The organism is Sphaerisporangium sp. NPDC088356 (assembly GCF_040685555.1).
Classification (GTDB): domain Bacteria; phylum Actinomycetota; class Actinomycetes; order Streptosporangiales; family Streptosporangiaceae; genus Sphaerisporangium.
Window position 1 is genome coordinate 22,079 of sequence record NZ_JBFBIK010000054.1, and the last position, 25,246, is coordinate 47,324.

19 protein-coding genes and 1 pseudogene are annotated in these 25,246 nt (G+C 69.9%); 10 read left to right on the top strand and 10 right to left on the bottom strand.

All coding sequences use genetic code 11. From position 1 onward, the window contains the following. Nucleotides 1–66: 66 nt before the first annotated feature. Nucleotides 67–792, top strand: coding sequence for a 16S rRNA (uracil(1498)-N(3))-methyltransferase (locus AB0O34_RS20755; protein WP_363917575.1), 726 nt, complete (start codon nucleotides 67–69; stop codon nucleotides 790–792). Between the two features lie 118 nt (nucleotides 793–910). Here AB0O34_RS20755 and AB0O34_RS20760 read toward each other — a convergent pair whose 3' ends face one another. Both AB0O34_RS20760 and AB0O34_RS20765 read right to left on the bottom strand, forming a co-directional pair. Beyond that, nucleotides 911–1,636 carry a hypothetical protein gene (locus AB0O34_RS20760; RefSeq protein ID WP_363917577.1) on the bottom strand — a complete coding sequence of 242 codons (726 nt, stop codon included), beginning with the start codon at nucleotides 1,634–1,636 and terminating at the stop codon, nucleotides 911–913. Next, nucleotides 1,633–2,112, bottom strand: coding sequence for a SigE family RNA polymerase sigma factor (locus AB0O34_RS20765; RefSeq protein WP_262842804.1), 480 nt, complete (start codon nucleotides 2,110–2,112; stop codon nucleotides 1,633–1,635). The genes AB0O34_RS20760 and AB0O34_RS20765 overlap by 4 nt, the downstream gene beginning before the upstream one ends. A gap of 267 nt (nucleotides 2,113–2,379) precedes the next feature. On the opposite strand from AB0O34_RS20765, the gene AB0O34_RS20770 reads away from it, so the two are divergent. The 5 genes and pseudogenes from AB0O34_RS20770 to AB0O34_RS20790 all read left to right on the top strand — a co-directional run. Then, nucleotides 2,380–2,730 carry a histidine triad nucleotide-binding protein gene (locus AB0O34_RS20770; RefSeq protein WP_363917579.1) on the top strand — a complete coding sequence of 117 codons (351 nt, stop codon included), beginning with the start codon at nucleotides 2,380–2,382 and terminating at the stop codon, nucleotides 2,728–2,730. A gap of 245 nt (nucleotides 2,731–2,975) precedes the next feature. Continuing rightward, complete coding sequence (locus tag AB0O34_RS20775; protein WP_363917607.1) at nucleotides 2,976–3,932, top strand: PhoH family protein; 957 nt, start codon at nucleotides 2,976–2,978, stop codon at nucleotides 3,930–3,932. 8 nt (nucleotides 3,933–3,940) lie between these two features. Continuing rightward, the gene (ybeY, locus tag AB0O34_RS20780) at nucleotides 3,941–4,420 is read left to right on the top strand and encodes an rRNA maturation RNase YbeY (protein WP_358548156.1); all 480 of its coding nucleotides are present in this window, start codon (nucleotides 3,941–3,943) and stop codon (nucleotides 4,418–4,420) included. Further along, nucleotides 4,417–5,727, top strand: coding sequence for a hemolysin family protein (locus tag AB0O34_RS20785; protein WP_363917581.1), 1,311 nt, complete (start codon nucleotides 4,417–4,419; stop codon nucleotides 5,725–5,727). The genes ybeY and AB0O34_RS20785 overlap by 4 nt, the downstream gene beginning before the upstream one ends. After that, nucleotides 5,724–5,834, top strand: a pseudogene (locus tag AB0O34_RS20790) (PadR family transcriptional regulator); the annotation flags it as partial. The gene AB0O34_RS20785 and the pseudogene AB0O34_RS20790, both read left to right, overlap by 4 nt. 339 nt (nucleotides 5,835–6,173) lie before the next feature. On the opposite strand, the gene AB0O34_RS20795 reads toward AB0O34_RS20790, so the two are convergent. The 5 genes from AB0O34_RS20795 to eccB form a co-directional block, all read right to left on the bottom strand. Then, nucleotides 6,174–7,553, bottom strand: a complete 1,380-nt coding sequence (locus tag AB0O34_RS20795; protein ID WP_363917583.1) for a hypothetical protein — start codon at nucleotides 7,551–7,553, stop codon at nucleotides 6,174–6,176. A 28-nt stretch (nucleotides 7,554–7,581) separates the two neighbouring features. Then, nucleotides 7,582–7,977, bottom strand: coding sequence for a hypothetical protein (locus tag AB0O34_RS20800; protein ID WP_363917585.1), 396 nt, complete (start codon nucleotides 7,975–7,977; stop codon nucleotides 7,582–7,584). A gap of 87 nt (nucleotides 7,978–8,064) precedes the next feature. After that, a complete protein-coding gene (locus tag AB0O34_RS20805) occupies nucleotides 8,065–8,379 on the bottom strand; it encodes a WXG100 family type VII secretion target (protein WP_363917587.1) in 315 nt (104 codons plus the stop codon). Between the two features lie 31 nt (nucleotides 8,380–8,410). Then, nucleotides 8,411–8,728: a WXG100 family type VII secretion target gene (locus tag AB0O34_RS20810; RefSeq protein WP_363917589.1), complete on the bottom strand. Its 318-nt coding sequence runs from the start codon at nucleotides 8,726–8,728 to the stop codon at nucleotides 8,411–8,413. A 173-nt stretch (nucleotides 8,729–8,901) separates the two neighbouring features. Beyond that, entirely contained in the window at nucleotides 8,902–10,338 is a 1,437-nt protein-coding gene (gene eccB, locus AB0O34_RS20815) for a type VII secretion protein EccB (protein ID WP_363917591.1), read from the bottom strand. Nucleotides 10,339–10,545: 207 nt separating this feature from the next. Here eccB and AB0O34_RS20820 point away from each other — a divergent pair, with 207 nt between their 5' ends. Continuing rightward, on the top strand, nucleotides 10,546–11,751 hold the full coding sequence (locus AB0O34_RS20820) for a hypothetical protein (RefSeq protein WP_363917593.1): 1,206 nt from the start codon (nucleotides 10,546–10,548) through the stop codon (nucleotides 11,749–11,751). After that, entirely contained in the window at nucleotides 11,748–12,407 is a 660-nt protein-coding gene (locus AB0O34_RS20825) for a hypothetical protein (RefSeq protein ID WP_363917595.1), read from the top strand. The genes AB0O34_RS20820 and AB0O34_RS20825 overlap by 4 nt, the downstream gene beginning before the upstream one ends. Before the next feature lie 19 nt (nucleotides 12,408–12,426). Here AB0O34_RS20825 and AB0O34_RS20830 read toward each other — a convergent pair whose 3' ends face one another. Together AB0O34_RS20830 and eccD are read right to left on the bottom strand one after the other, a co-directional pair. Then, entirely contained in the window at nucleotides 12,427–12,867 is a 441-nt protein-coding gene (locus tag AB0O34_RS20830; protein ID WP_363917597.1) for a YbaB/EbfC family nucleoid-associated protein, read from the bottom strand. 94 nt (nucleotides 12,868–12,961) lie between these two features. Then, nucleotides 12,962–14,380, bottom strand: coding sequence for a type VII secretion integral membrane protein EccD (eccD, locus tag AB0O34_RS20835; RefSeq protein ID WP_363917599.1), 1,419 nt, complete (start codon nucleotides 14,378–14,380; stop codon nucleotides 12,962–12,964). Between the two features lie 280 nt (nucleotides 14,381–14,660). Between eccD and eccCa the strand changes: the two genes are divergently transcribed. Next, nucleotides 14,661–18,641 (top strand): type VII secretion protein EccCa, encoded by a 3,981-nt coding sequence (eccCa, locus tag AB0O34_RS20840; RefSeq protein WP_363917601.1) that lies wholly within the window; start codon nucleotides 14,661–14,663, stop codon nucleotides 18,639–18,641. Nucleotides 18,642–19,746: 1,105 nt separating this feature from the next. After that, nucleotides 19,747–22,131, top strand: coding sequence for a ricin-type beta-trefoil lectin domain protein (locus tag AB0O34_RS20845; RefSeq protein WP_363917603.1), 2,385 nt, complete (start codon nucleotides 19,747–19,749; stop codon nucleotides 22,129–22,131). Nucleotides 22,132–22,580: 449 nt separating this feature from the next. Here AB0O34_RS20845 and AB0O34_RS20850 read toward each other — a convergent pair whose 3' ends face one another. Beyond that, nucleotides 22,581–24,356 (bottom strand): family 43 glycosylhydrolase, encoded by a 1,776-nt coding sequence (locus AB0O34_RS20850; protein WP_363917605.1) that lies wholly within the window; start codon nucleotides 24,354–24,356, stop codon nucleotides 22,581–22,583. Nucleotides 24,357–25,246: the final 890 nt, after the last annotated feature.

Consider the following 25,246-nt stretch of genomic DNA (forward strand, 5'->3'; position numbering starts at 1 on the left):
GGGACGCTTCACCGGCATGGGCCCCGTGGTTCGCGGAGTTCGCGCGCGCGTGGCTAAGGTTTGCGGGTGAGCGTCCCCGTCTTCCTCGCCGACGACCTGTCCGGTCAGGAGATCGTCCTTTCCGGCCCCGAGGGGCGGCACGCCGCCACCGTGCGAAGGTTGCGCGCCGGCGAGCGCGTCGACCTGACCGACGGCAAGGGCGCGGTCGCCGAGTGCGTCGTGAGAGACGTCGGCAGGGACTCGCTCCGGTTGGAGGTGCTCGGCCGCCACATGGTGCCCGCGCCGGCCCCGCGCCTGGTGGTCGTCCAGGGCCTGCCCAAGGGCGACAGGGGCGAGCTTGCGGTCGAGATGATGACCGAGGCCGGGGTCGACGTCATCGTCCCCTGGGCCGCCGCCCGGTGCGTCACCCAGTGGAAGGGCGAACGCGCGGGCAAGGCGCTGGCCCGCTGGCGCTCCACCGCGAGGGAGGCCGGCAAGCAGGCCCGGCGGTTCCACCTGCCGGAGGTCACGGAGCAGGCCACGACGGCCGAGGTGGCGGCTCTGCTGCGGGGCGCGGCGGTCGCGGCCGTGCTCCACGAGGAGGCCGCCGAGCCGCTGTCCCACCTTGAGCTTCCGGCGGCCGGCGACATCGTGACGGTGGTCGGCCCCGAAGGCGGGATCACCGGCGAGGAGGTCGAGCGGTTCAGGGAGGCGGGCGCCACGACGGCCCTGCTGGGCCCCACCGTGCTGCGCACCTCCACGGCCGGTGTGGCCGCCGCCGCGGTTCTGCTCACCCGCTCCGGCCGCTGGTGACCCGGCTTCCTGTCCGGTGACCTGATTTCGTGCGGCTCGGCCCTGTCCGGAACCGCCCGGCTCGTTGGTGACACGCCGAAAGGCCGGACTCCTTGGAGTCCGGCCTTTCGGAGAGCGCCTAGTTCTGGGGCGCCGCCGACTCGGTGTCCGTCGTCATCTGCGGAGTCATCGTGGGCGGCGGCGGATCCGTGGGCGTGGGAGAGCACGTCTGGCAAGGGTCCGGGGTCGGGTCCGCCGTCGGCTTCGTGGTCGGCTTGGCGGTCGGCTTGGCGGTCGGCTTGGCGGTGGTCTTCGTCGGCGTGGGGGTGGGGGGCCTCGAACTGGGGGGCGCCGGCTTGGTGGTCCCCTCCGGCTGGGAGTCGCCCGTGCCCGAGGGGCAGGGCCGCTCCGGCTCCGGCTCGTCCACCGTCGTCGGCACCGGGACGGCGCAGTCGTTGCCCGGAGAGCTCGTCGGGGCCGGCGTCGGCGTCATGAGCGGCGTCGTGGTGCCGCTGGGGCTTTGCGCGGCGCGCTGGGTGCCGCCGGCCGAGGGCTGGACGCCGGTCCAGGGCCTGCGCGTGCTCGACTCGTCAGGCGGCGAGGTGTCGTACTGCACCTGGGTGATGCGCTGGTCCGTGCTGATGTGCTCGCGAAGTGGTGGCACGATCATCACGACCGTGGCGGCCACCAGGACGGCACCGCACGCCGACGCGGCGGCTCGCCACCAAAAGACACCCCGCAGGCCCCGCTGGTCGATGCGGGTGCGGATGATCTGCAGTCCTTCTGCGGAGGGCACGACAGAATCCGCCTCCGCGCGCAAGACACGGCTGAGGACCTCGCCGTACTCGTCGGGGGACTCGGTCATGACAATTGCTCCAGTACGGTGCGTAAGGCGGCCATGCCGCGGGCTGTGTGGCTCTTCACCGCACCCTTGCTGATGCCCATGGCGCTGGCGATCTCCGCCTCCGAGAGGTCGCCGTAGTACCGCAGCACCAACGCCTCGCGCTGCCTGGTGGGGAGCCCGCGGAGCGCCTCGATCACGGCGGACCGCTCAAGCTCTCCTATGGCTCCGTTCTCCGCGCTCGGCGCGTCGGGGAGGCCCTTGGGGGCGTACTTCTCCACGACGGCACGATGACGGAGCACTGAGCGCGATCGGTTCACGACCGACTGGCGCAGGTAGGCGAGTGCCTTGTCGGTGTCGCGCAGACGGCGCCACGCCCCATGGAGGGCGACGAACGCGTCCTGCACGACTTCCTCCGCGGTGGCGGTATCGCGCACCAACAGCATGGCGAGACGCACGAGCGACCGATAGTGGGCGCTGTAAAGCGCCGTAACGGCCATGTCGGCGTCCCATCCGACGGGCACCGCCCCCAGCGACCTTTCGGCCACGAGGGTCTCGGTGGTCACATCTGTTGGACGCACGGCCTTCCCAGAGGGTTTACTCTCTGCCGGTTCTTTAGGGGGCATGACCCAGTTGTGTCCTCGCCGGTGGCCTCGCCGACACTGACCGCTTTCTGACGCTGAAGTGTCGCACACCAACCCTAGCCCCGAGGATCTTTCGACGGCACCTCCTCGGTATTACCGATTGGCAACAGAGGTGACTACCCTTTGGGCGTGACAGACTGCCTGTTCTGCAAGATCGTGGCCAAGGAGATCCCGGCTGCGATCGTCTACGAGACCGACCGCACGGTGGCCTTCCGCGACGTGAACCCGCAGGCCCCGACCCACGTGCTGGTGATCCCCAAGGATCACTACGAGAACGCCGCGGTGCTCGCCGCGGCCGACGACGGGCTCGCCGACGAGGTGCTCAAGACGGCCCACGCGGTCGCCGTCCAGGAAGGAGTGGCCGGCGACGGCTACCGCCTGGTGTTCAACACCGGCCCGCAGGCCGGTCAGACGGTCTTCCACGTGCACGGCCACGTGCTCGGCGGCAGGGCCATGCACTGGCCTCCGGGCTGAGCCCCGCCCGGATACGATGGGCTTAGCCAGCGGCGCGGTCGGGCCGGATGCCAGGCTGTACGGTCATCCCAGCGAGCGCGACAGACAAGTACACCAGGCCGGGAGGCGAGCAGGCCGCAGGGCCGCCCATGTCCGAGTCACACGAATCCCGCAGCGCGCCGAACGGCGCGCAGACCAGCGAACCGCCGCGCACCAAGGGCCCCTCACGCACGCAGGCCAAGGTGGTCATACCCGACCAGTACCCCATGGTGAGCCTTCTCGGCTCCCGTGACGAGCTGCTGCGGGTCATCGAGGCCTCCTTTCGCGCCGACGTCCACGTCCGCGGCAACGAGATCACCATCAGCGGAAGCCCCGAGGAGAGCAGTCTCCTGGTGCGGCTCTTCGAGGAGATGGTGGAGCTCGTCCGGTCCGGCGCGCAGCTCACCGGCGACGCGGTGGAGCGGAGCATCGCCATGCTCCGCATGAGCTCCGCCCGCCCCGCCGACGTGCTCTCGCTCGACATCCTGTCGGCGCGGGGGCGCACGATCCGCCCGAAGACGGTCAACCAGAAGCGGTACGTCGACGCGATCGACAAGCACACGATCGTGTTCGGCATCGGCCCCGCGGGCACGGGCAAGACCTATCTGGCGATGGCCAAGGCGGTGAAGGCCCTCCAGAACAAGGACGTCAACCGCATCATCCTGACCCGGCCGGCGGTCGAGGCGGGGGAGCGGCTGGGCTTCCTGCCCGGCACGCTGTACGAGAAGATCGACCCCTACCTGCGCCCGCTCTACGACGCGCTCCACGACATGCTCGACCCCGACTCGATCCCGCGCCTGATGGCGGCGGGCACGATCGAGGTGGCGCCGCTCGCCTACATGCGCGGGCGCACGCTCAACGACGCGTTCATCATCCTCGACGAGGCGCAGAACACCTCGCCCGAGCAGATGAAGATGTTCCTCACCCGCCTGGGGTTCGGCGCCAAGATCGTCGTGACCGGTGACGTCACCCAGATCGACCTCCCCGGCGGCACGGAGAGCGGTCTGAAGGTCGTCCAGGATATCCTGGAGGGCATTCCGGACATCCATTTCAGCAGGCTGACGAGCGCGGACGTCGTGCGGCACAAGCTGGTGAGCGACATCGTCGACGCCTACAGCCGCTACGACCTAGCGACCGCCGAGCCTCATGCCATCAAGGGCGCCAAGCGCCCTCGGGGGAGATAAGAAACACCATGAGTATCGAGGTGGCCAACGAGTCCGGCGTGGAGATCGACGAGTCCTCGCTCGTGAAGCTGGCCGGTCACGTGCTCGGGCGCATGGGCATCCACCCGCTCGCCGAGCTCTCCATCCTGATCGTGGACGAGGCGGCCATGTCGCAGCTCCACGAGCAGTGGATGGGCGAGCCCGGCCCGACGGACGTGCTCGCATTCCCGATGGACGAGCTTCGGCCGAGCCCTGGCGGCTCCCGCCAGGAGGGCGACGCCCCGCTCGACCCGGCCCTTCTCGGCGACGTCGTGCTGTGCCCGCAGGTCGCGGCCAAGCAGGCCGCGGAGGCCGGGCACGGCACCCGCGACGAGCTTGAGCTTCTCTGCACGCACGGCATCCTTCACCTCCTCGGCTACGATCACGCCGAGCCCGAGGAGCACGCCGAGATGTTCGGCCTTCAGGGCGAGCTGCTCGACGCGTGGCGGGAGGTGCGGCGGGAGCCGTGAGTTCCCCCAGCGGGTGGTTGCTGTCAGCCGCCCTTCTGATCGTCATCGGCGGCCTTCTGGCCAGCGCCGAGACGGCCCTCGCGCGCATCTCGCGGGTGCGCGCGGAGGAGTTCGCGCGCAAGGGGCGGCGCGGCGCGCAGCGCCTCCAGGCGATCGTCGCCGACCCGCCCCGCTACCTGAACCTTTTGCTGCTGCTCAGGCTCAGCTGCGAGCTGATCGCCACGGTGATCGCGACGCTGCTGTTCATCGACTGGTTCGGCGACGAGGGCCAGGCGTACGCCGCCGCCGCGGGCGTCATGATCCTGATCAGCTACGTCATCGTCGGCGTCTCGCCGCGCACGCTCGGCCGCCAGCACGCCGAGCCGGTCGCGCTGGCGAGCGCCCCGATCGTGTACGGGCTCACGCGCATCTTCGGGCCCCTTCCCAAGCTGCTCATCCTGCTCGGCAACGCGCTCACGCCGGGCAAGGGCTTCCGGGACGGCCCGTTCACCTCCGAGGCCGAACTGCGTGATCTCGTCGACCTCGCCGAGGAGCGCCGGGTCATCGAGCCCGACGAGCGCCAGATGATCCACTCGGTGTTCGAGCTGGGTGACACCCTGGTGCGCGAGGTGATGGTGCCGCGCACCGACATGGTGTTCATCGAGCGCGGGAAGACCCTCAACCAGGCCCTGTCGCTCGCGCTGCGTAGCGGCTTCTCCCGCATCCCCGTGGTCGGCGAGAACGAGGACGACGTGGTCGGCATCGCCTACCTCAAGGACATCGTCCGGCGGGTGCACGAGTCCACCACGGGCGGCGACGCCGAGCAGGAGAAGGTCGGCTCGCTGATGCGCCCGGCCACCTACGTGCCCGAGAGCAAGCCGATCGACGAGCTCATGCGCGAGATGCAGGCGCGGCAGATCCACCTGGCCATCGTGATCGACGAGTACGGCGGCACGGCCGGCCTGGTCACCATCGAAGACGTCCTTGAGGAGATCGTCGGTGAGATCGCCGACGAGTACGACCAGGAGGCCCCGCGCGTCGAGTGGCTCGACGACGGGAGCGCCCGGGTGACCGCCCGGCTTCCCGTCGACGAGCTGGGGGAGCTGTTCGACATCGAGCTGGAGGTCGACGACGTCGACACGGTCGGCGGCCTGCTGGCCCACGCCCTCGGCCGGGTCCCGATAGCGGGTTCCCGCGCCACGGTCGACGGCCTGAGCCTGACCGCCGAGAGCACCGCGGGCCGCCGCAACCGCATCAGCACGGTCGTCGTGCACCGTGTGGTCCCCGCCGAGGACGTCGCCGTGCACGCCTCCGCCGAACGCGAGTGACGCCGGCCGTCAGGTTGCTGGTGCTCGGCGCCGCCCGCGAACGTGGCCGCGCGCACGGCTACCAGGTACGCAGCGATCTGGAGAGCTGGGGCGCGCACGAGTGGTCCACCGCCCCGCTATGTGCAACTTGTGGGGATATGCGTCAAGCATCCTTTAAGCGTTCTGCAAGTGGTTCATGGAAACTTGTTGTTAGGCGCCCACCGGCTCGGGGCGCCGGTAAGGGGAGGGCCGGTGCACCGGGGAGGGGTTCGCGGGGCACCGGCAGAGCCGGGGGGGACGCGTGGCGGCCCTGGCCGGGCGACCGGCCGGGTCCGGCACGCCGAAAAGGGTGCCTCACCCGCGCTGGGCGGGTGGGGCACCCTTTTGGTCTGCCGGGGCTGATCCAGATCTGACCGGGCTCTGATCCAGATCTGACCGGGTGCCGATCCTGGACTGATCCGGCTCGATCAGCAGATCACGCCGGGGGCGACGGGGCCGTCGCCGCCCCAGACGCTCTCGTCTTCGGTCAGCCAGGTCGAACGCTCACGTTCCTGGTTGCCCTCGCCGCCCTGCCCGCCCATGGGCATGAACGGCATGCCGCCCATTCCCGGCGCGTTGGCGGCACGGGAGGCCAGGGCCGGGTTCACGCCGCCGGCGCCGCCGTACGAGGAACCGCCGTTGAGGCCGGAGCCGACGGGGGTGGCGCCGAGAGGGGTGGAACCGAAGGGGCCGGTGCCCAGCGGACCCGTCGTCCCGAGACCCGACGGGTTGTTCAGGCCCGTCAGGTTCGGTGTCGTGAGGCCGTTCAGGTTCGGGGTGTTGAGGCCCGTCGGGGTGTTCAGCCCGGTGGTGTTCGGCGTGTTGAGCCCGGTGGCGGGGTCGAGCCCCGCCAGGCCGGTGTTCCGGGGGTCGTTCGGGTTCAGCCCGCCCGACGTGCCGCCGCCGTTCGCTCCCGGGCCGCCCGGAACGTTCGAGGGGTCGTTGACGCCGCCCCCTGGCACGCCGTTCCCGGGGACGCCGTTCGAGCCGTCGCCCGGCCGGCCCGTGCCGCCCGATCCCGTGCCGCCGGCCCCTGGGCCGTCAGTGCCTCCGGATCCGGGGCCGCCCGTTCCCGCCGGGAAGTCCGTCGATCCCGGACCGGGGTACCCGGACCCGTTCGAACCGCTCGGCTGCCCGGTTCCGGAATAGCCGGGAACTCCGGATCCTGAGCCTGGCAGGCGGCTAAAGGTATTCGTCGGGTAGGTGGGCGGCGTGAAGTCGGGCATGGCGGGAGGACCCGGATTGGGAAGGACCGTGGTGACGTCCTGCGGCAGCGTGTTGTACACCGTGACGATGCGCTCGTTGAGGGCTTCGAGGTGCTTGCGCGCCTTGTCGTTGTCGGTGTCGGTCTCTCCCGCGATCCATCCACTGATCATCGTGACGGGCGAGATCGACTTCACGTTCTCGGAGATGTCGTCGTCGAAGGTGAACGTCCCGCTGTCGGGGAGGTCCGCCTTGGCCTTGCGCAGCTCGTCGGCGTAGTCCTTGTGGGCGGCGCCCACCTGGCGGGCCCTGGCGGCGAGCTCCCTGGCCGAGGCGTGCAGCAGCCGGAGCGCCTGCTGGGCCTGCTGGGAGGACTTGTCCTTCCAGTCCCCGGCCATCGTCCCGGCGACCGACTCCAGGAGGGCATAGGTGTCCTCCAAGTACCCCGCCGCGGAGATGTACGCGTCACCGGCGGTGGTCACGGCGTCGGGGTTGGTGTTCTCCAGCTTCTTCCGCACGCTTTCGACGCCGCCGTACGTGCCGGAGTCCCCGCGCGGCGGAGCCGTGCCCGCCTTGACCGCCTGAATCTGGCTGATGCGCTCCATATCGACCCACCGTTAATCGTCGATCACTTCAGGCGCTGGTCGTGCCCACATCACTGCTGTGGTCGGCCTTGCCCAGGTTGAGAAAGGACGCCTTCGTCACCGCGATCGCGGCCTCGTACTGGGCGACCAGGCTCTCGTAGCCCGAAGAGATCGCCCCGTGGCCCTGCGTGAAGACGAGGGCAAGGTCCTGGGCCGCGTCCCACTCGCCGAGGTGTTCGGACGCGACCTTCCCGTACGTTTTGAGGTGCTGCGCAGTACCGGCCCCGATGCCCTTCAGCCGTTCGACGTCGTCCTCAAGTGCCTTGATCAGGTTCTTGACGGTCGAATGGTGGATGTCGACGCCGTCGTTGACGTCGAGCCCCGGCCACTTCTCCTCGATGTGGAACCCGTCGTAGGCGAACCCGCTCGCGCCGTTGCCGCTCATGTCTGTCCCCCTAAGCTCTCAGGCCGCCCTGCCGGCGCGTCGCGCCAAAAGGGCGGTCCGCTCGCCGTGAGTCCGCCGAGCTCTATCTCACTTGCCGTCGAACATGGCGACGTTGGCCTTCTCCGCGAGGGAGAAGTTCTCGTGACCCTGCTCGATGACGGCGCCGAGCTGCTGGAGCAGGCCTGCCATACGCCCGGAGGCCGCGTCCCAGTTCCCCCTCGCCTGCCAGTACGCGGCGCGGGCGTCACCGGCCCACTCGCCGAGCAGGAGGTCGAGGTCGGTCTCGAGCTGCTGGAGCGTACCTTCCATCGCCTGCCACTGGCGGGCGAAGTCCTGGCGTCCGGTGGTCATGGACCCGAAGTTGACCAGTGTGCGGTCGATGTCGTTGTTGATGCCAGCCATGATGATCTCCGTTCGTCAGATGCCGGTCGCGTCAGACGTTGATGTCGGCGGTGAGCCGCTGGGCGACGGCCGTCTGGTCGTGCTCCGTCGCGCGGTACCGCTTCTCCGCCTGGTGAAGCTTCATCGACAGGTTCTGGAGCTCGCGGAGCACGACGCTGAGCTCGTCGTTCCATCGGGTGTAAACGCTTTCGAATGCCATGCCCGACTGGCCGCCCCAGCCCGCCCGAAGCTCGGCGACATGGCCCTGGAGCTGGGTCTGGATGCTGCCGATGATCGAATGGGTCAGATCGGTCTTCTTTCCAGCTTCGACGATCTGGGGAAGATGCGCGGCTGCGGTCTGCTGGTCCACGGGATACCTCCATGGAAGTGGCCTGGCCATGCACACGGCGGCCCACACTGCGACACGCATCGTCGGCCCCCGCGATGCTGATCAATTCAACACTAGGATCATTCGCAACACAGTGGACAGGGGTCACATTGCGAGTCAGTAACGCTTTCTCGTACCCCTGGTCGCTCGCGCAGTCAAGGCTTCAGCACTTCCGCGCGGTCGACGGGCACGGGGACGTGAGCGGCGGCCGGGTCCAGGGCGGGGCCCTCCGGGATCAGGTGCAGCAGCTGGGCCGGCAGCGGCGCCACCTCGCTCTGCTCGTAGCCGAGCTTCGGCAGCAGATCGCCCGAGGCGAGGGCGAACCTCCGCCCCTGGTCGGTGATCAGCGAGTAGTTCTGGACCGCGTCGAGCCGTCCCTCTCCGGGCAGCAGGCCCGCGAGCACCGCGCCGCCCGGAGGCAGCATCACCTGGTCGACGTGGTCCTGGTCGGAGGCGGCGCCCTGCGGTACGGGGATCGCGACGCGGCTGCCGATCGTCAGCCGCGCGCGGGTGGACCCCTTGGCCGTGTCGGGGTAGACGGCGCACAGCTGGGACGCCGGGTCGGGCGTGGTGACCTCGGGCATCGTCGAGGGCAGGCCGTCGGCGGCCAGTGACGTGCGCGACTGCGGGGCCGCGTTGGCGCGGGCCGCGTCGAGCTCGATGGCGCGCACGGGGCTCCTGCCGTACGCGCCCTTGCTCGCCGGATCCTGCAGGAGCAGCGTCGCCTGCGTCTGGGTGATCGAGGCCAGGCCGTCGCGCAGCAGGACGTGCCAGCGGGGGGCGCCGCCGGTCACCGCCGGCACGGTGTACACGCGGCCGACCGCGGAGAGGCGGCCGTCCGGCCCGCGGACCTTCGCGCCCAGGCCCGGAATGCTCGGACCCCGGAAATCGGGACCGATGGGCAGCGCGTTGAGCCAGGTCGCGGGCACCTGGCGGGGCCGCTCGGCGGTCAGGGCGCGAACACCCGCGTCCGACACCCGCATGCGGCGGTCCGCGAGGATCACCCACGACTGCTGGCCGTCGTCGGCGAGCATGGCGTCGCCGCCGAACGGCCTGCCGCCGACGTCCATGCCGCCGACCAGGGAGACGTACGGCCTGCGGGTGCCGCTCGGATCCACGCTCTCGGCCACGCACGCCGTCCACGGGCCATGGACCAGCTTCTCCGGCGCGGGCAGGGAGTTGGGCGCGCCGGGGATGCCCACCAGCGTGCCCCGGGAGAACCCCGCCAGCGACGCCGACGACACCGTGCGGACCTTCACTTCCGCGCTGTCGAGCAGCAGCCTGGCGGAGGTGTAGTTGGCGACCGGGATGAGCTTCGCCTCCTGCCGGCTGTAGACGTAGGTCGCGCCGGTCTCCTCCTCGACGATCAGCGTGCCCGGCTCGGTGAGGGCGGTGGCGCCGCCGGGCTTGATCAGCCCCCAGACGCCGAAGCCGGCCACGACCAGCACCGCCACCAGCACGCCGCAGAACATGGCGACGTTGTGCCTGCGCATGGGGGACTCGGGGACGTCTGGCTCTCCCTGGAGCAGGGCCATGCCGAGGCGCTGCATCATCAGCCGATGCGCCTGGTAAAGATCACGACGAGTCTGCATGCCACCTCAGCCTTGCCTGGCGGGTCATCGCGGACAGCATAGAAGCGCGCCCGCCGGGACGGGGATGCGTGCCGGTGAGGTGGGGGTTCGCGCACGGACGCGACCGGAAGGCGGGCTTCGTGCCTTTCTGTACGGCCGATGGACGCTGGGCTAGTCTGCATTTCTACGGTTGATCAAGTGCTGTCGGGGTGCGAGGCGGGGGCGGGAGTGAGCGGGCAACGGGGCATAGAAGCGCTGCTGAACGGGCAAAGTTCGGTGACCTCTCCCTCGTCGGAGAGCTCCGCCTCTTCGGTCGACTCCGGATCTTCGACCGCGTCCGGGGGCGGTGCCTTCGCGCCGGACTCGGGCGGTACCGTCGTGGGCGGGCCGTACGCCGTGCCGGACGGCGGGTCCGGGGCGCACGCCGGCGGCCCGAGCGGGTCCGGCCAGCCTCAGGGGGCCGAAGGGCCGGTGGATCCGAGCTTCTCCGGCCTCGGCCATCTGGACGGTCAGGGCGCTCCCTTCTCGCCCGGCGATCCGGCGGGCGGGGATCCGCTGTACCAGGTCACGGGGCCGTCGTACCCTGAGGCGCGGGACGCGTACCCGCAGGTGAGCGACCCCGCCGACCCCGCCGATCCGGGCGGCCCCATCGATCCCGGCGGACCTGCCGATCTCGCGGGCCCGAACGCGCACGACCCGTACGGCTCCACCCAGGCGGACCCGTACTCCCCGGACTCCGTCGACCCGAACGTCCCGGATCCGAACGTCCCGGATCCGAACGTGCCGGACCCGAACATCCCCGATCCGAACGTGCCGGACCCGAACGTGCCGGACCCGAACATCCCGGACCCGAACATCCCCGATCCGAACATCCCGGACGTCCCCGTTCCGAACGTTCCGGATGTGCCGGACCCGAGCATCCCCGACATCCCCAATCCGAACGTGCCCACGACGTCCGATCCCTCGGCAGGGAGTCCATCCGGCGACCCGGGCATCTCCCTGCCCCCGGCTCCGAGCGGCGGAGGCGGCGGAAGCGGCTTTCCTAACGTCTCCGGCATTCCGACCGGGGGGAAAGGCACTGGTACCGGTACCGGCGACGGGAAGGGCGACCCGGGCGCCACCCGCGAGGTCAAGCACGACGCCGTCATCGACCTCGGTGTCAAGATCTACAACGGGCCCGGCGCCAAGGCCGAGGCCGTCAAGAAGGAACCGGGGAACAACCACATCGGCTTCCTCGACTGTGGTGCCGTGGGCATGCCGATCTCCGGTGCCCACGGCGGCGTGTGCGCCGGCTCCGGCAGCTACATCGAAGCGGTGCGCAAGCAGATGGAGATCTGGCGCGACGACCTGAGGCGTTCCGGCGAGGCCTGGAAGCTGCAGGAGGGCGACGTGCTGAAGAGCCTCGACGGGGTCAAATCGGAGTTGAAGCCGTGAGCTACGAAGGCTGGGAGTACGGGTACGTCGCCGGAGCCCTCGGCGCCCTGGCGTACTGCGTGGTGAACCCGGTGAGAGGGCGCATGATCGGGCTCGCCATCGCGGGCATCGCCTCCAGGCCCGGCAATCTGTCAGGGGCGGGGGACAAATGGGGTGAGATCGCCAAGGCGCTGGAAGGCGTCGGGGCGGACCTCAAGAAGCATGTCAGCGACGTGCCCCCGAAGGACTGGACGGCTCAGGACGAGGAGGCGTTCAAGGGCGCGGTCGACATCATGCTCAAGAACATCGACGACGGCGCGGGCGTCCACTTCGACTCAGCCAAGATCATGCACGGGATGTCCAAGCTGTCCTTCTACGGTGGGATGGCGTCGGGCGCCGTGGGGGCGCTCCTCACCGCCCTGACGATCTACACCATCGCGACACGGGGCATTCCGGTCGTCAACGTGGCGTCGCAGGCGACGTCGGAGATCGCCGCCACGGGCGCGCAAGTGACCGTAGGCGGCCTGGTGAAGAAGTACGGCATGGCGGCCGGCGCCGCGGCGATGGTGTTCACGATGGTCCAGTCCAAGCAGGCGGAGCTGGAGTCCAAGGTCACCGCCATGAGCGCGCAGCAGGAACAGGCGAAGCAGACGCGCATCCCGCTCTCCAACATATAGCGGTGCGTCCAGGGATGGCTCACGACTGGAGGCGACGCCGGATCTGCTCCAGATCGGACATCACCTCCTCGAAGGTGCGGTCGTAGGCGGCCTCGGCCTCCTTCACCTGCGCGAGCGCGGCGTCGGGATCCTTCAGCAGGTTCATGGGGTTGTCCGCGCCGAACATCTCCTCCATGAGCTCGTGCGTCTGCCGCTCGAGATCCGCCGCCGCCTCCCGGGCCACGCTCTTGATCATGTCGGCCAGGTCCGCGGACGCCAGGCGCATCGCACGGGGGTTCAGCTCCAGCTCGTGCAGCCCCTGCGCGGTGTATCCGACGGTGACGAGCCCGTCCTTGTCCAGGGCGCGGCCGACCAGCTCGGCGGTGCGGCGCTGCAGCTCCTCCACCTGGGCCAGCTGCTTCTGGGCCGAGCCGAGCAGCTTGTCCACATCGATGCTCGCGAAGTCGCCGAACTCTGTCACGTGCCCCTCAACTTCCGTCATGATCGCCGGACAGCCGACACCGAGGAACCTTACAACCCCGGCAGTCACCCTGACACCGGCATGAACACCGGCGTCAACCGGCGAGCCCGCGCACCCAGCTGTAGACGTCGAGCACTCCGAGGGCCAGGGGGAACAGGGCGGCGATCAGCGTGAACTCGGCGATGTCGCCCGCCCTGCCCCAGAACGGCGTGGGGCGCCGCTGGGGGAGGAAGAGACCCATCCCGGCGCCCACCCCTGCCATCGCCAGCAGGGCCGGGCTCACCAGCAGGGCGGCGAGCGGGCCCGCCAGGGCCGCGGAGACCAGCACGACGACGAGCCCGGTCACCCCGGCGGCGAGCAGCCACAGGCGCTGCCCGACCCCGAGGAACACGCGGGCACGCATCGTCAGCGCGAGCGCCAGCACGACCTCCATGGCCCCGCCGATCCACCCCGTCGCGCCGAACAGGAACAGCTGCGAGGCCAGCGCGACCAGCGCGACCCCCGCCGCGAGGCCGGTGGCGAACCGCTCGGCCTCGACCGCGCGCCTCTTCACGTCGGGCCCGTCGAGCTCCTGCTTGTCGTCGCGGAGTTCCTCGGCGTTCCTCGGAGCCGACGGGAGCGGGAGCCTGGCGAGCCGGAACGAGAGCGCCGGGATCAGCGGCGTGCACGCCAGGACCACCGCGACCACCAGCGCCGCGACGCCGGCCGGGGGCGCGCTCCACACCATCACGATCGCCGCGCCCGCCGCGCCCGCCATGGCGGCCACCATGACGCCGAAGAAGTTCGGCAGCCCTTCGGCGATGGCCCATCCGGCGACCGTGGCCGCCAGCGCGGTCATGGCGAAGCCGGCGAGCAGGTTGGGCGCTCCGAGCGAGAGCAGGCTCCCGCTCTTGGTGGGCGCGAGGACCCCGGCCATGAAGGCGTACGGCAGGGCGGTGTACCCGATGACCGCTCCGGCCGCCGCGTCCCCGAGCGCACGGGAGAGCGCGGCGCCCGCCCCGACCAGCAGGAGGGCGAACAGGCCCGCCACCAGGGTGGTCAGCGTCCAGGGCGGTCCGGCCACGGTCAGCGGGAGGGCGCCGGCGACCAGCAGCGCGACGGCCGTGCCGAGGCCGGCCGTCCGCGTGTGCCGGGGCTGCCACCGGCCGGACCTCTCCTTGATCCCCGTGGCGATGGTGTCGGCCACGTCGTCGAAGACGGCCTCGGGCAGCTCGGAGGGGCGGGGCAGGAGGTAGAGGACCTCGCCGTCGCGGATGCCGAGCGTGCTCATGCTCGCGTCCAGGTCGAGCCCCTTGCCCCCGACCCGCTGCAGGACCCATCCGGTCGTGCTGAGGACGCTCTCGTCGCCGCTCTCGCCCGCCGCGGCCAGCACGTTCGGCAGCACGTGCGCCAGCGGGAGGTCGGAGGGGACCGCCAGGTCGATCCTCTTGCGGGGGGTAACGATGGTGACCCGGCTCATGGCGACGGCGGATCCGGGCGCGCGGAGGACCGCGGCCTTCGGTGATCCGTTCATCACGTCCAGCGCGCCTCCAGGCCCCCCCGGACCGCGCATGGGGGGTCCCGCCATCGGGTTCAGCGTCACACCGGCTCCAAAGAGATCACGCGAATACCGTAGCGGGATGGCATGACACGAGAGAGCAGGATTTGTGCCTGTTTCTAGGACGTTCGGCGTAGTCACGGGACTCTGCCAGCAGAATGATCGAAATTCGCTACGGTTGGTTGGTCGTACGAAGGTCCCTGGAGCCCGGTCGGCACGGAGGTTTCAGGGCAGATCCCCTGAGCTATGGAGCGACGTGGGCATAGTCGTTGTCCGGCGGCCCGAGCGGCGGCCGCCTCCGGCACCGCCGCGAGGCGAGATCCTGCTGGAGTCGCCCCCGGAGATCCCCGAGACCACTTCCGGCGGCTTCACGCAGGTGCTCACCTTCATGCCCATGGTGGCGGGCGGGGCCGCGATGGCCCTGATGTTCACGGCGGGCGGCAGCGCCAACCCCATCATGTACGTCGCCAGCGGCATGTTCGCCTTCTCGATGGTCGGCATGAGCCTGAGCCAGCTCGGCCGGGCCTCGGGAGAGCGCAAGCTGCGGCTCAACGGCCTGCGGCGCGACTACTTCCGCTACCTGTCGCAGACCCGCAAGAAGGTGCGCAGGGCCGCCCGCCAGCAGCGCGAGGCGCTCCACTGGAACGGCCCCGACCCCGACTCGCTGTGGTCGGTCGTCATGGGCCCGCGCCTGTGGGAGCGCAGGCCCCGCGACGGTGACTTCGCCACCGTCCGGGTGGGCACGGGCACCCAGCGCCTCGCCGTGCAGCTCATCCCGCCGGAGTCCAAGCCGGTCGAGGACCTCGACGCCATGTCCGCGGGGGCGCTGCGCCGCTTCGTCGGGGCCCACTCGACCGTGGACGACCTGCCGATCGCCATGGCGCTCCACTCCTTCGCCCGCATCATGCCAACGGGCGAACCCGGGGCCGTCCGCGACCTCGTGCGCGCGCTCATCGGGCAGCTCGCCGTCTTCCACTCCCCGGAGGAGATGCGGGTCGCCGTGTGCGCCAGCAAGGAGTGGATGGCCCAGTGGGAGTGGGTCAAGTGGCTGCCGCACGCCCTGCACCCGGAGGAGATCGACGCGGCGGGCCCCGTGCGGCTCATGGCCGATGACCTGCGCGATCTCGACCGGCTGCTCGGCGGTGAGCTGAAGGACCGCGGCAGGTTCAGGCCCGGCGCCTCGCTTGAGGCCCTGCCGTATCACGTGGTGATCGTCGACGGCGGGTACGTCCCGCAGGACTCCCAGCTCGGCGCGGACGCCATCCAGGGAGTCACCGTCATCGACCTCAGCGGCTCGACGGCCCTCACCGAGGAGGGCATCACCCTGCGGCTGGAGGTCCTGCCCGACCGGTTCAACCGGATCCAGCTCGACCACGCGGGCAAGGAGCTGGTCACCGGGCTCGGCCGGCCCGACCGGCTGTCCTTCCTCCAGGCGGACGGCCTGGCCCGCCAGCTCGCCCCGCTGCGCGCCTCCACGGCCAAGAGCGGCGACGGCCAGGACGTCCTCGCCGCCAACATGACGCTCACCGACCTGCTCGGCGTGGTGGACCCGCGCCACCTGGAGATCCCCGCGCTGTGGCGGCCCCGCGCGCCGCGCAACCGGCTGCGGGTGCCGATCGGGCTGGGCGCCGACGGCCGCATGGTCGAGCTGGACATCAAGGAGTCCGCCCAGGGCGGCATGGGGCCGCACGGCCTCGTCATCGGCGCGACCGGCTCCGGCAAGAGCGAGCTGGTGCGCACCCTGGTGCTCGGGCTCGCCGCCACCCACTCCTCCGAGATCCTCAACTTCGTGCTCGTCGACTTCAAGGGCGGCGCGACGTTCCTCGGCATGGAGTCGCTGCCGCACGTCTCCGCCGTCATCACCAACCTGGAGGACGAGCTCCCGCTGGTCGACCGCATGTACGACGCCCTGCATGGCGAGATGGTGCGCCGCCAGGAGCTGCTGCGCTCGGCGGGCAACTACGCGTCCCTGCGCGACTACGAGCGGGCGAGGGAGCAGGGCGCCGACCTGCGGCCGATGCCCACGCTGTTCGTGGTGCTCGACGAGTTCAGCGAGCTGCTGTCGGCCAAGCCCGAGTTCATCGACCTGTTCGTGATGATCGGTCGGCTCGGCCGCTCGCTCGGCGTGCACCTGCTGCTGGCGTCCCAGCGGCTGGAGGAGGGCAGGCTGCGCGGCCTGGACACCCACCTGTCGTACCGCATCGGGCTGCGCACCTTCTCGGCCATGGAGAGCAGGGTCGTGCTGGGCGTCGCCGACGCCTACGAGCTGCCCTCCGCGCCGGGCAACGGCTACCTGAAGTTCGACACCAGCGGCATGACCAGGTTCAAGGCGGCGTACGTCTCGGGCCCGTTCGCGCCGGAGGCACGCCAGGAGCGCCGCGCCTCGGCCGACCAGCGCCAGGTCGTCGTGTATGGCCCGGCGTACATCCCGCCGCCCGTCCCCCCGCAGCAGCCCGACCCCGAGCCGGAGCCCGCGGCGACCGGCAGGGACAGCCTGCTGGACATCATGGTGCGCCAGTTCGAGGGGTACGGGCCGCCGGCGCACCGCATCTGGCTGCCGCCGCTGGCCGAGCCGCTGACCCTGAGCCACCTGCTCCCGCCGCTGAGCATCACGCCCGAGCACGGCCTGACCACCGCCGGCTGGGCCGGACGCGGCAAGCTGCGCGCCGTGCTCGGCATCGTCGACCGGCCGTTCGAGCAGCGGCGCGACCCGCTCGGGGTCGACCTGTCGGGCGCGGCGGGGCACCTCGCCGTCGTCGGCTCGCCGCAGAGCGGGAAGAGCACGATCCTGCGCACGCTGATCGCCGGGCTGGCGCTCACCCACACCCCGCGCGAGGTGCAGTTCTACTGCCTCGACTTCGGCGGTGGCACGCTGGCGTCCCTGGAGGGCCTGCCCCACGTCGGCGGCGTGGCGAACCGGCTCGACAGCGACCGCGTGCGCCGTACGGTCGCGGAGGTGACCGGCCTGCTCCAGCAGCGTGAACGCGAGTTCGCCGAGCGGGGCATCGACTCGTTCGCGACCTACCGGCGCCAGGTCGCCGAGGGAGCGATCACCGGCAACGAGTTCGGCGACGTCTTCCTCGTCGTGGACGGCTGGCTCACGGTGCGGCAGGACTTCGACTCGCTGGAGCCGACCATCACCGACCTCGCCGCCCGCGGCCTCGGGTACGGCATCCACGTCGTCGCCGCGACCAACAAGTGGTCGGAGTTCCGGCCCGGCATCCGCGACCTGTTCGGCTCCCGGCTGGAGCTGCGCCTCGGCGACGCCTACGAGTCGGAGGTCAACCGCAAGACCGCGCTGGCCGTGCCAGAAGGCGTCCCCGGCCGGGGCCTGACCCGTGACGGGCTCCACTTCCTCAGCGCGCTGCCCCGCGTCGACGGGGTACGCCAGGCCGACGACCTGACGATCGGCGTGCGGGCGCTCGTCGACGGCGTCAGGGAGGCGTGGAAGGGCGCGCCCGCGCCCCGGGTGCGGCTGCTGCCCGCCGTCCTGCAGGTGGACGCCCTGCCGGGCCCCGACCAGTCCGGGCCGCGCGTCCCCATCGGCATCGACGAGGCCACGCTGTCCCCGGTCTCGGCGGAGTTCGACATCGACCCGCACCTCACGGTCATCGGCGACACCGAGAGCGGCAAGTCCAACCTGCTGCGGCTGGTCGCCGAGGGCGTCGTCGCCCGGCACGCCCCGGCCGACGCGCGGCTCATCGTCATCGACTACCGCCGCTCGCTGCTGGACGCCGCGTACACCGAGCACCGCATCGGCTACGCGGCCTCCAGCACGGCGGCGGTGGAGATGATCGCCGAGGCCAGGGAGGCGCTGGTCAAGCGGCTGCCCCCGGCCGACCTCACCCCGGACCAGCTCCGCTCGCGCAACTGGTGGAAGGGCGCCGACCTCTACTTCGTCGTGGACGACTACGACCTGGTGGCCACCGGCAACAACCCGCTGGCGCCGCTGCTCGACCTGCTGCCGCAGGCGCGCGACATCGGGCTGCACCTCGTGCTGTCCCGGGCGATGGGCGGGGCGGGGCGGGCGATGTTCGACCCCGTCATGCAGCGGCTCAAGGACATGGCGAGCCCCGCCGTCATCCTGTCGGGAGACCGCGACGAGGGCGTGCTGTTCGGAGTACGGCCGCACCCGCTGCCGCCCGGCCGCGCCTACTACGTCGATCGCAGGTACGGCTCCCGCCTCATCCAGACGGCGTTCCTGCCCCCGTCCGCGCCCCCGGGCCCGGAGAGCTGAGCGCACGGAGCCCTGTGATGGTCGCCCAGGCCCGCGGCTTCGCGAGAAGCCGGTCGCGGTGCCACGGCACCCGATCCCGGGTTTCAGGGTGGTAGTGGTGCCGAGATCCGGGAACTGGCGCGGTCACGCGGCGACCAGCGTTCGCACCCCGATGCCCGCGTACGGGCTTGGCGAAGCGCCAAACCCTGTGTTGTGGACCAGAGAACCTCCCTTTCGGGGAGAAGCCGGCGACTGATCGGGCCGGTGTGAGACGGCCACGCGTGGAAGGCCCAGCCCACACTGTGTGGCCTGGCCGGACTCGGCGGTGAGACGGCTTCAGATCATATTGTTAACGCTAACATTTCGATGAGGGTGAACCGATGCCTTTCTTCACTGGGGTGGGCTGAGGTGGTGGTGTGGCGGAGCAAATACGACGCGACAGGCTCTGTCAAGGCCCCGCCTCTTGTCCATCACGGTTCGTCGACCCGCCCATGTGGCGTCATCTGCCCTGACAGGACGCGGTCGCACTTCCGCGAGGGGTCGAGGTGATGAAACGTTCATGCGTTCGCTGCGTGGCGTGGCGGGGCGGCGCGTTCGCCTGACGACGTGCGGGACCAAGTCGCACATGAAACACAGGCCTGCCGGGAGCCCAGATATCTTGTCGAACCGATTCGTCGATGGTCTTGACATGTTTCGTGGGGGTTTCCACACTTGGTCTCCATGGCGGCTTCCTCCTGCCGGAGTCGGTGGTGAGCGGCAGGAGTCTCCGGCTGCGATACGGATCAGCGACGATCCGCGACCGTGACCAGCACGACGGGATCGGCGTCCACACAGACGACCCGGCACCTACGTCCAGGTTCTGCGGTTCCGCCATGGCCGGCAGGTGATCGATCCGGGCGTCCTCGAGGTGGTGCGACGGCGGCCCACGAGAAACCAGGTACGGGAGCGGTCGCAGGTGACGGTCACGCCTGGGCGTACGGCGGCCTCGCCGTCAAGCTCTGGCGAGTCCTGGCCAAGGGCCGCGCGGCCGCGACCCCGCCGTCACCGGTCGCACCACGCGAAAACCACCATCGGCCGAGGCCGGTCGACCATCCATCGCTCACCCACATCGAAAGGAACTCGCTTGATGAGCCGACGAAGTAAGACCAAGGTGTTCGCCTCGACGCTTGTGGTCGCGCTGCTGACGGCGGCGATCTGCGTGATCGGTTTCTCGTCAGCGCAGGCCGCCGTCGCGATCACGATCAACGGTGGCTCGGGCGGCCGTGCACTCGACGGTGTGGGCGCCATCAGCGGCGGGGGAGGCAACAGCCGCCTGCTCGTCGACTACCCCGAGCCTCAGCGCGGGCAGATCCTGGACTACATGTTCAAGCCCGGCTACGGGGCGGCGGTGCAGATCATGAAGGTGGAGATCGGCGGCGACACCAACTCCACCAGCGGCGCCGAGCCGAGTCACCGGCACACCGCCGCCGATCTGGACTGCGGCCGGGGTTATGAGTGGTGGCTGATGGAGCAGGCCAAGGCGCGTAACCCGAACATCAAGCTGGCGGGCCTGGCGTGGGGTGCGCCGGGGTGGATCGGCAACCGCAACTTCTGGTCGCAGGACATGATCAATTACCTGGTCGACTGGTTGAAGTGCGCGAAGAACAGTCACGGGCTGACCATCGACTACCTGGGCGGGTGGAACGAGCGGGGCCGCGATTTGAACTGGTACATCAACCTGAACACCGCGCTGGATGCCAACGGTTTCGGCAACGTCAAGATCGTGGCCGACGACACCAGCTGGGGCGCGGCCGACGACGCGGTGAACAACGCGGCCTTCCGCAACGCGGTGGACATCTTCGGATCGCACTACGTGTGCGGCTACCGCAGCGGGCAGACCAACTGCCCGAGCTCCACCAACGCCGTCAACTCCGGCAAGCAGCTGTGGGCCAGTGAGAACGGGTCCGACGACTACAACGACGGAGCCAAGGCCCTCGCGCGCGGCATCAACCGCGACTACATCGACGGCAAGATGACCGCCTACCTGAACTGGCCGATCGTCGCCGCCATCACCCCCAACATCCCGTGGCCCACGATGGGCGTCGCCATCGCGCCCCAGCCGTGGTCGGGCTACTACGCGGTCGGCAAGAACGCCTGGACGATGGCGCAGACCACCCAGTTCACCGCACCGGGCTGGCGTTACCTGGACTCCTCCAGCGGCTACATCGGCGGCGTGCGCGCCAACGGCAGCTATGTGTCGCTGAAGTCGCCCGACAACTCCGGGTACAGCACGGTCATCGAGACCGTGGACGCGAGCGCGGCCCAGACGCTGAACTTCACCGTCACCGGCGGCCTGCCCACCGGCACCGTGCACGTGTGGTCCACCAACCTCAACTCCACCAACCCCGCCGACTACATGGCGCGCGGGAGCGACATCACGCCCTCGGGCGGCGCCTACTCGCTGACCGTCCAGCCCGGCCGCGTGTACACCATCACCACCACCACGGGGCAGGGCAAGGGCACCGCCACGAGCCCCGCGCCCGGGTCGTTGGCGCTGCCGTACTCCGACGACTACGACGGGTACGCGGTGGGCAAGGAGGCTAAGTACCTGATGGACCAGCAGGGGGCTTTCGAGGTGACCGCCTGCGGCGCGGGCCGCGCGGGCCGGTGCGTGCGCCAGATGTCCCCGCGCATGCCTATCACCTGGGACGGCGACTACGACCCGTACGCGCTGCTCGGTGATGTGAACTGGAGCAACTACACCGTGTCCTCCGACGTCCTGCTGGAGCAGGCGGGCTACGTCAAGCTCATCGGCAGAGGAGGCACCCAGCACTACGGCCCGGCCGGGCAGAACGCCTACTACCTTCGGGTCACCGACACCGGCGCCTGGTCCATCCAGCGCAACACCGCCGCCAACGCCGTCACGACACTACGCAGCGGCACCGTGGCCGCCCTCGGCACCGGCCGGTGGCACACCCTGTCGCTGGGCTTCTCCGGCTCCACGATCACCGCCAAGATCGACGGCGTGACGGTGGGCACGGTCACCGACGCCATGTGGGGCGCCGGCCAGGTCGGCATCGGCACCGGGGCGACCGAGACGGCGCAGTTCGACAACCTGTCAATCACCCCCGGCCCCGGCAACGGCCCCTCCAACGTGCTGCGCAGCACGGCATCGGGCCGCTGCCTGGACGTCCCCGCCCAGTCGCAGGCCAACGGCACCCAGGTGGCGATCTGGGACTGCAACGGCGGCACCAACCAGCAGTGGAACCTCACCTCCGGCAAGCAACTCCAGGTATACGGCACCAAGTGCCTGGACGCCGAGGCGGGCGGCACCACACCCGGCACCAAGGTCGTGATCTGGGACTGCGGCAACGGGACCAACCAGCAGTGGAACCTCAACGCCGACGGCACGGTCACCGGCGTGCAGTCAGGCCTGTGCCTGGACGTCACCGGCGAGGCGACCGCCAACGGCACGCTCGTACAGCTGTGGACCTGCACCGGCGGCGCCAACCAGAAGTGGAGCCGTAACTGACAGTGAGGATGTAGGTGAGCGCCTCCCGGTAGGGTCTGACCCGACCACTGACTGATCGCAGGGTTCTCAACGCGATCTGCCGGCCTGGGAGGCGCTCATCTGCACTCACGCGGCTCGTGACCTTGCAGGAGCCTGGCCAGAGGCCCCCTCACTGTCTTGTTCGCGGCACTTCTCGTTCTGGCCACGGGTCGTCACCTGGATGGACAACACCAACTCATGGGCCAAGGCGGGTGTGGTGATCCGCAACGATCTCACCGCCGCCGCGTCGTCGCCCGGATACGCCGCCCTGGTCGTCACGCCGGGTTGATCGCCACCTCTCACGCCGCCGGCGTGACGGGACACCTCAACTTCAGTGACTTCAGCGTGAGCCAGTAGGGAACAGCGCGGTGTGGGTGCACCGGCACAGCGGTGCACCCACACTCTCGTCACCGATCAGGGCGCCGTCGCTCTCACGGGCTGGTGCAGGTGAGGGTCGGTGTCGACGGCGTGCCGCCGCCGGTGAAGCCGAACGTCGTCGAGGCGGACGCCCCGAGCGAGCCGTTGTAGGGGGCGTTGGTCACCGACACGGCCGAGCCGCTGGTGCTCAGCGTGCCGCTCCAGAGCTGGGTGATGGTCTGGCCGCCGGTCAGGGTCCACTTGACGGTCCAGCCGTTGATCGCCGAGCTGCCGGCCGTCACCGTGACCTCGCCCTGGAAGCCACCGGACCACGAGTTGGTGGTGCGGTAGACCGCACTGCAGGCACCGCTGATCGTGGGCGTGGGCGTGGGCGTCGGGGTCGGCGTGGGCGTGGGCGTGGGGGTGGGCGTGGGGGTCGGCGTGGGCGTCGGGCCGCCACCGCCGTTGAACTGCCACCAGTTCACATTGAACAGGGTGCCGCTTCCGCCGGTGTACCTGAAGTACAGGTCGTGGGTTCCCGTCGCGCCGTTGACCGGACAGGAGACGGTGGTCCAGGTCTGCCAGCCGCCGGTGCCCGGGACGGTGCATGTTCCCACCAGTGTGCCGTTGGCGCCGTCCAGACGCAGTTCTATCTTGCCGCCGCCGGCCGCCGAGGCGACCCTTGCGTTGAAGGACGTCGCGCCGGTGCCGAATGCGACGCCTTTGACCTTGACATAGTCCCCGTTCTCGATGAACCCGATGTTCATTCCGCCTTCGCTGGCGGGCTCGCTCTCGACGCCGGACTCCCAGGCGATCGTCTCGGCCTCCTGGCGGACGTAGGGATTCAGGGTGCCTATCTGAGGAGCACCCGTCGTGGTCATGTTGATCGTGGGAATGGTGCCGTCGGATCTGTAGGCGAACTTCTCCACGGCGACCGAACGGGTGTAACCGCCACCGCCCGGCAGCGCGCCATTGTGATAGAAGAAGTAGGAACCGCCGTTGAAATCGATGACGCCGGGGTGGTTGGTGAAGCTGCCGCCCTGCGTGGGCATGATCGTTCCCCGGTAGGTCCACGGGCCGGTAGGGCCGGTGGCCGTCGAGTAGGCGATGAACTCCGAGCAGCATTTCGCCGCGAACACGTTGTAGTAGATGCCGTTGCGTTTGTAGACCCAGGGCCCCTCCTCGAACAGGGTCGGACGGTTGGCGTCGCCGGTGCGAGTGCCGAATCCCGCGGTGGTGAGGGGAATCTGTGTCGGGCTACCTGAGTACGAGATCATGTCGGTGTTGAGCTTCACGTACGTCAGGTGTGGGTTGCCCCAGTACAGATATGCCTGCCCGTCGTCGTCAATGAAGACCGTCGGGTCGATCTCACCGTTCTCGACCAGCGGGCGCCCGATGGCGTCCCTGAAGGGTCCGGTGGGGCTGTCGGACACGGCCACCCCGATGGCCATCCGCCCGGTCGCCCGGTTGGTCGTCGGAACGTACCAGTAGAACTTGCCGTTCCGGTAAATGGTCTGGCCCGCCCACGCGTCGGACTTCGCCCAGCTGAAGCTCGCTACGCTCAGCGGGGAGCCGTGATCGGTCCAGTTCACCATGTCCGCGGACGACCACACGCGCCAGTCTTTCATGGTGAAGTACGTCGAGCCGTCCTCGTCATGCCCCGTGTAGAGGTACACCCGGCCGTTGTAGACGAGTGGAGCCGGGTCGGCGGTGTAGATGGTCTGGATGATGGGGTTGTCCGCCCGGGCCGCAGCCGCCGGAAGCAACGTCATGATGCACAGCAGGGCCGCGAGCCAGGCGGCTCCGCGCCTGAACCCGGCTTTGACCGGAAGTGGAAATGCTGATCTCACGTTCACTCCTGAGGTGGTAATTTCTCACCTGGCGCGCCGTCATTCGGGGGGCGGCTTTCTGGCGAGCGACATGCCCGCTCATGCCCCTGATGGTGTGCACGCGCGTAAACACTCCGTGCTCTGACCACCTGCCGTCGCTACATGGAAATCCGGTGGATCTGAATGGCGACGGTGGATGCCGCCGCACCGCGGAGCAGATCAAGCGATGGAGCAGGCCGCGCCGTTGAGGATGAATAAGGTGGGGGCCTAGGGACCGTGCCGGACGACGCGGCCGCCACCGGTCGGGCGCCAGCAGCATGCCCGCGACCACCAGGGGCGGGGTGTCCGCCGCGAGTATGGCCCTGAGCCGTCGTCTCACGCATGTCCTTTGAGATCGAGGTCTGGCGTCTCCTCACCAAGGCTTTGTTAGCGCTAACATCTCATTCGTCGGTCTCCGTGTTCGGATGGGGGCGTCGGCGGCCCCGCCTCGTCCGGCGGTCGAGATCGATCCGGCATCTGTTATCGCTGACGTCCACAGTGCCGCGCACGCCTTCTCGATTGGTGGTGGTGCGGCGGAGCAAATACGACGCGACGGAGTCCCGTCAAGGTCCGGGCGATTGTGCGCGCCGGTCCGGCCGTGCCGGATGTTCCGTCTTCGCTTCTACCAGGGTGAAGCCGGTTAGCCGTGGGGTGCGCGCGATGTAATTTTCAGTGACGGTCGGCCTGATGGGCTGTCTCCGAGGAGGAGATCGGGGCGACGATTCGGTGGTTCCCGCGGGACCCCCGGCGGCTTTCCGGAGGAGGGGACGCCTGTGGTGGGGGGGGGGGCGGGGCCCCCCCCCCCCCGGCCCGGGGGGGGGGGGGTGGGCGGGGGGGGGGGGGGGACACCAGATAAAACCAAAAACCCCCCA

Bases quoted from the DNA above. Each gene is read 5' to 3' on its own strand.
- AB0O34_RS20760 (WP_363917577.1), bottom strand. From the start codon at position 1,636: ATGACCGAGTCCCCCGACGAGTACGGCGAGGTCCTCAGCCGTGTCTTG.
- AB0O34_RS20765 (WP_262842804.1), bottom strand. From the start codon at position 2,112: ATGGCCGTTACGGCGCTTTACAGCGCCCACTATCGGTCGCTCGTGCGT.
- AB0O34_RS20775 (WP_363917607.1), top strand. From the start codon at position 2,976: ATGGTGAGCCTTCTCGGCTCCCGTGACGAGCTGCTGCGGGTCATCGAG.
- ybeY (WP_358548156.1), top strand. From the start codon at position 3,941: ATGAGTATCGAGGTGGCCAACGAGTCCGGCGTGGAGATCGACGAGTCC.
- AB0O34_RS20795 (WP_363917583.1), bottom strand. From the start codon at position 7,553: ATGGAGCGCATCAGCCAGATTCAGGCGGTCAAGGCGGGCACGGCTCCG.
- AB0O34_RS20800 (WP_363917585.1), bottom strand. From the start codon at position 7,977: ATGAGCGGCAACGGCGCGAGCGGGTTCGCCTACGACGGGTTCCACATC.
- AB0O34_RS20805 (WP_363917587.1), bottom strand. From the start codon at position 8,379: ATGGCTGGCATCAACAACGACATCGACCGCACACTGGTCAACTTCGGG.
- eccB (WP_363917591.1), bottom strand. From the start codon at position 10,338: ATGCAGACTCGTCGTGATCTTTACCAGGCGCATCGGCTGATGATGCAG.
- eccD (WP_363917599.1), bottom strand. From the start codon at position 14,380: ATGAACGGATCACCGAAGGCCGCGGTCCTCCGCGCGCCCGGATCCGCC.
- AB0O34_RS20845 (WP_363917603.1), top strand. From the start codon at position 19,747: ATGAGCCGACGAAGTAAGACCAAGGTGTTCGCCTCGACGCTTGTGGTC.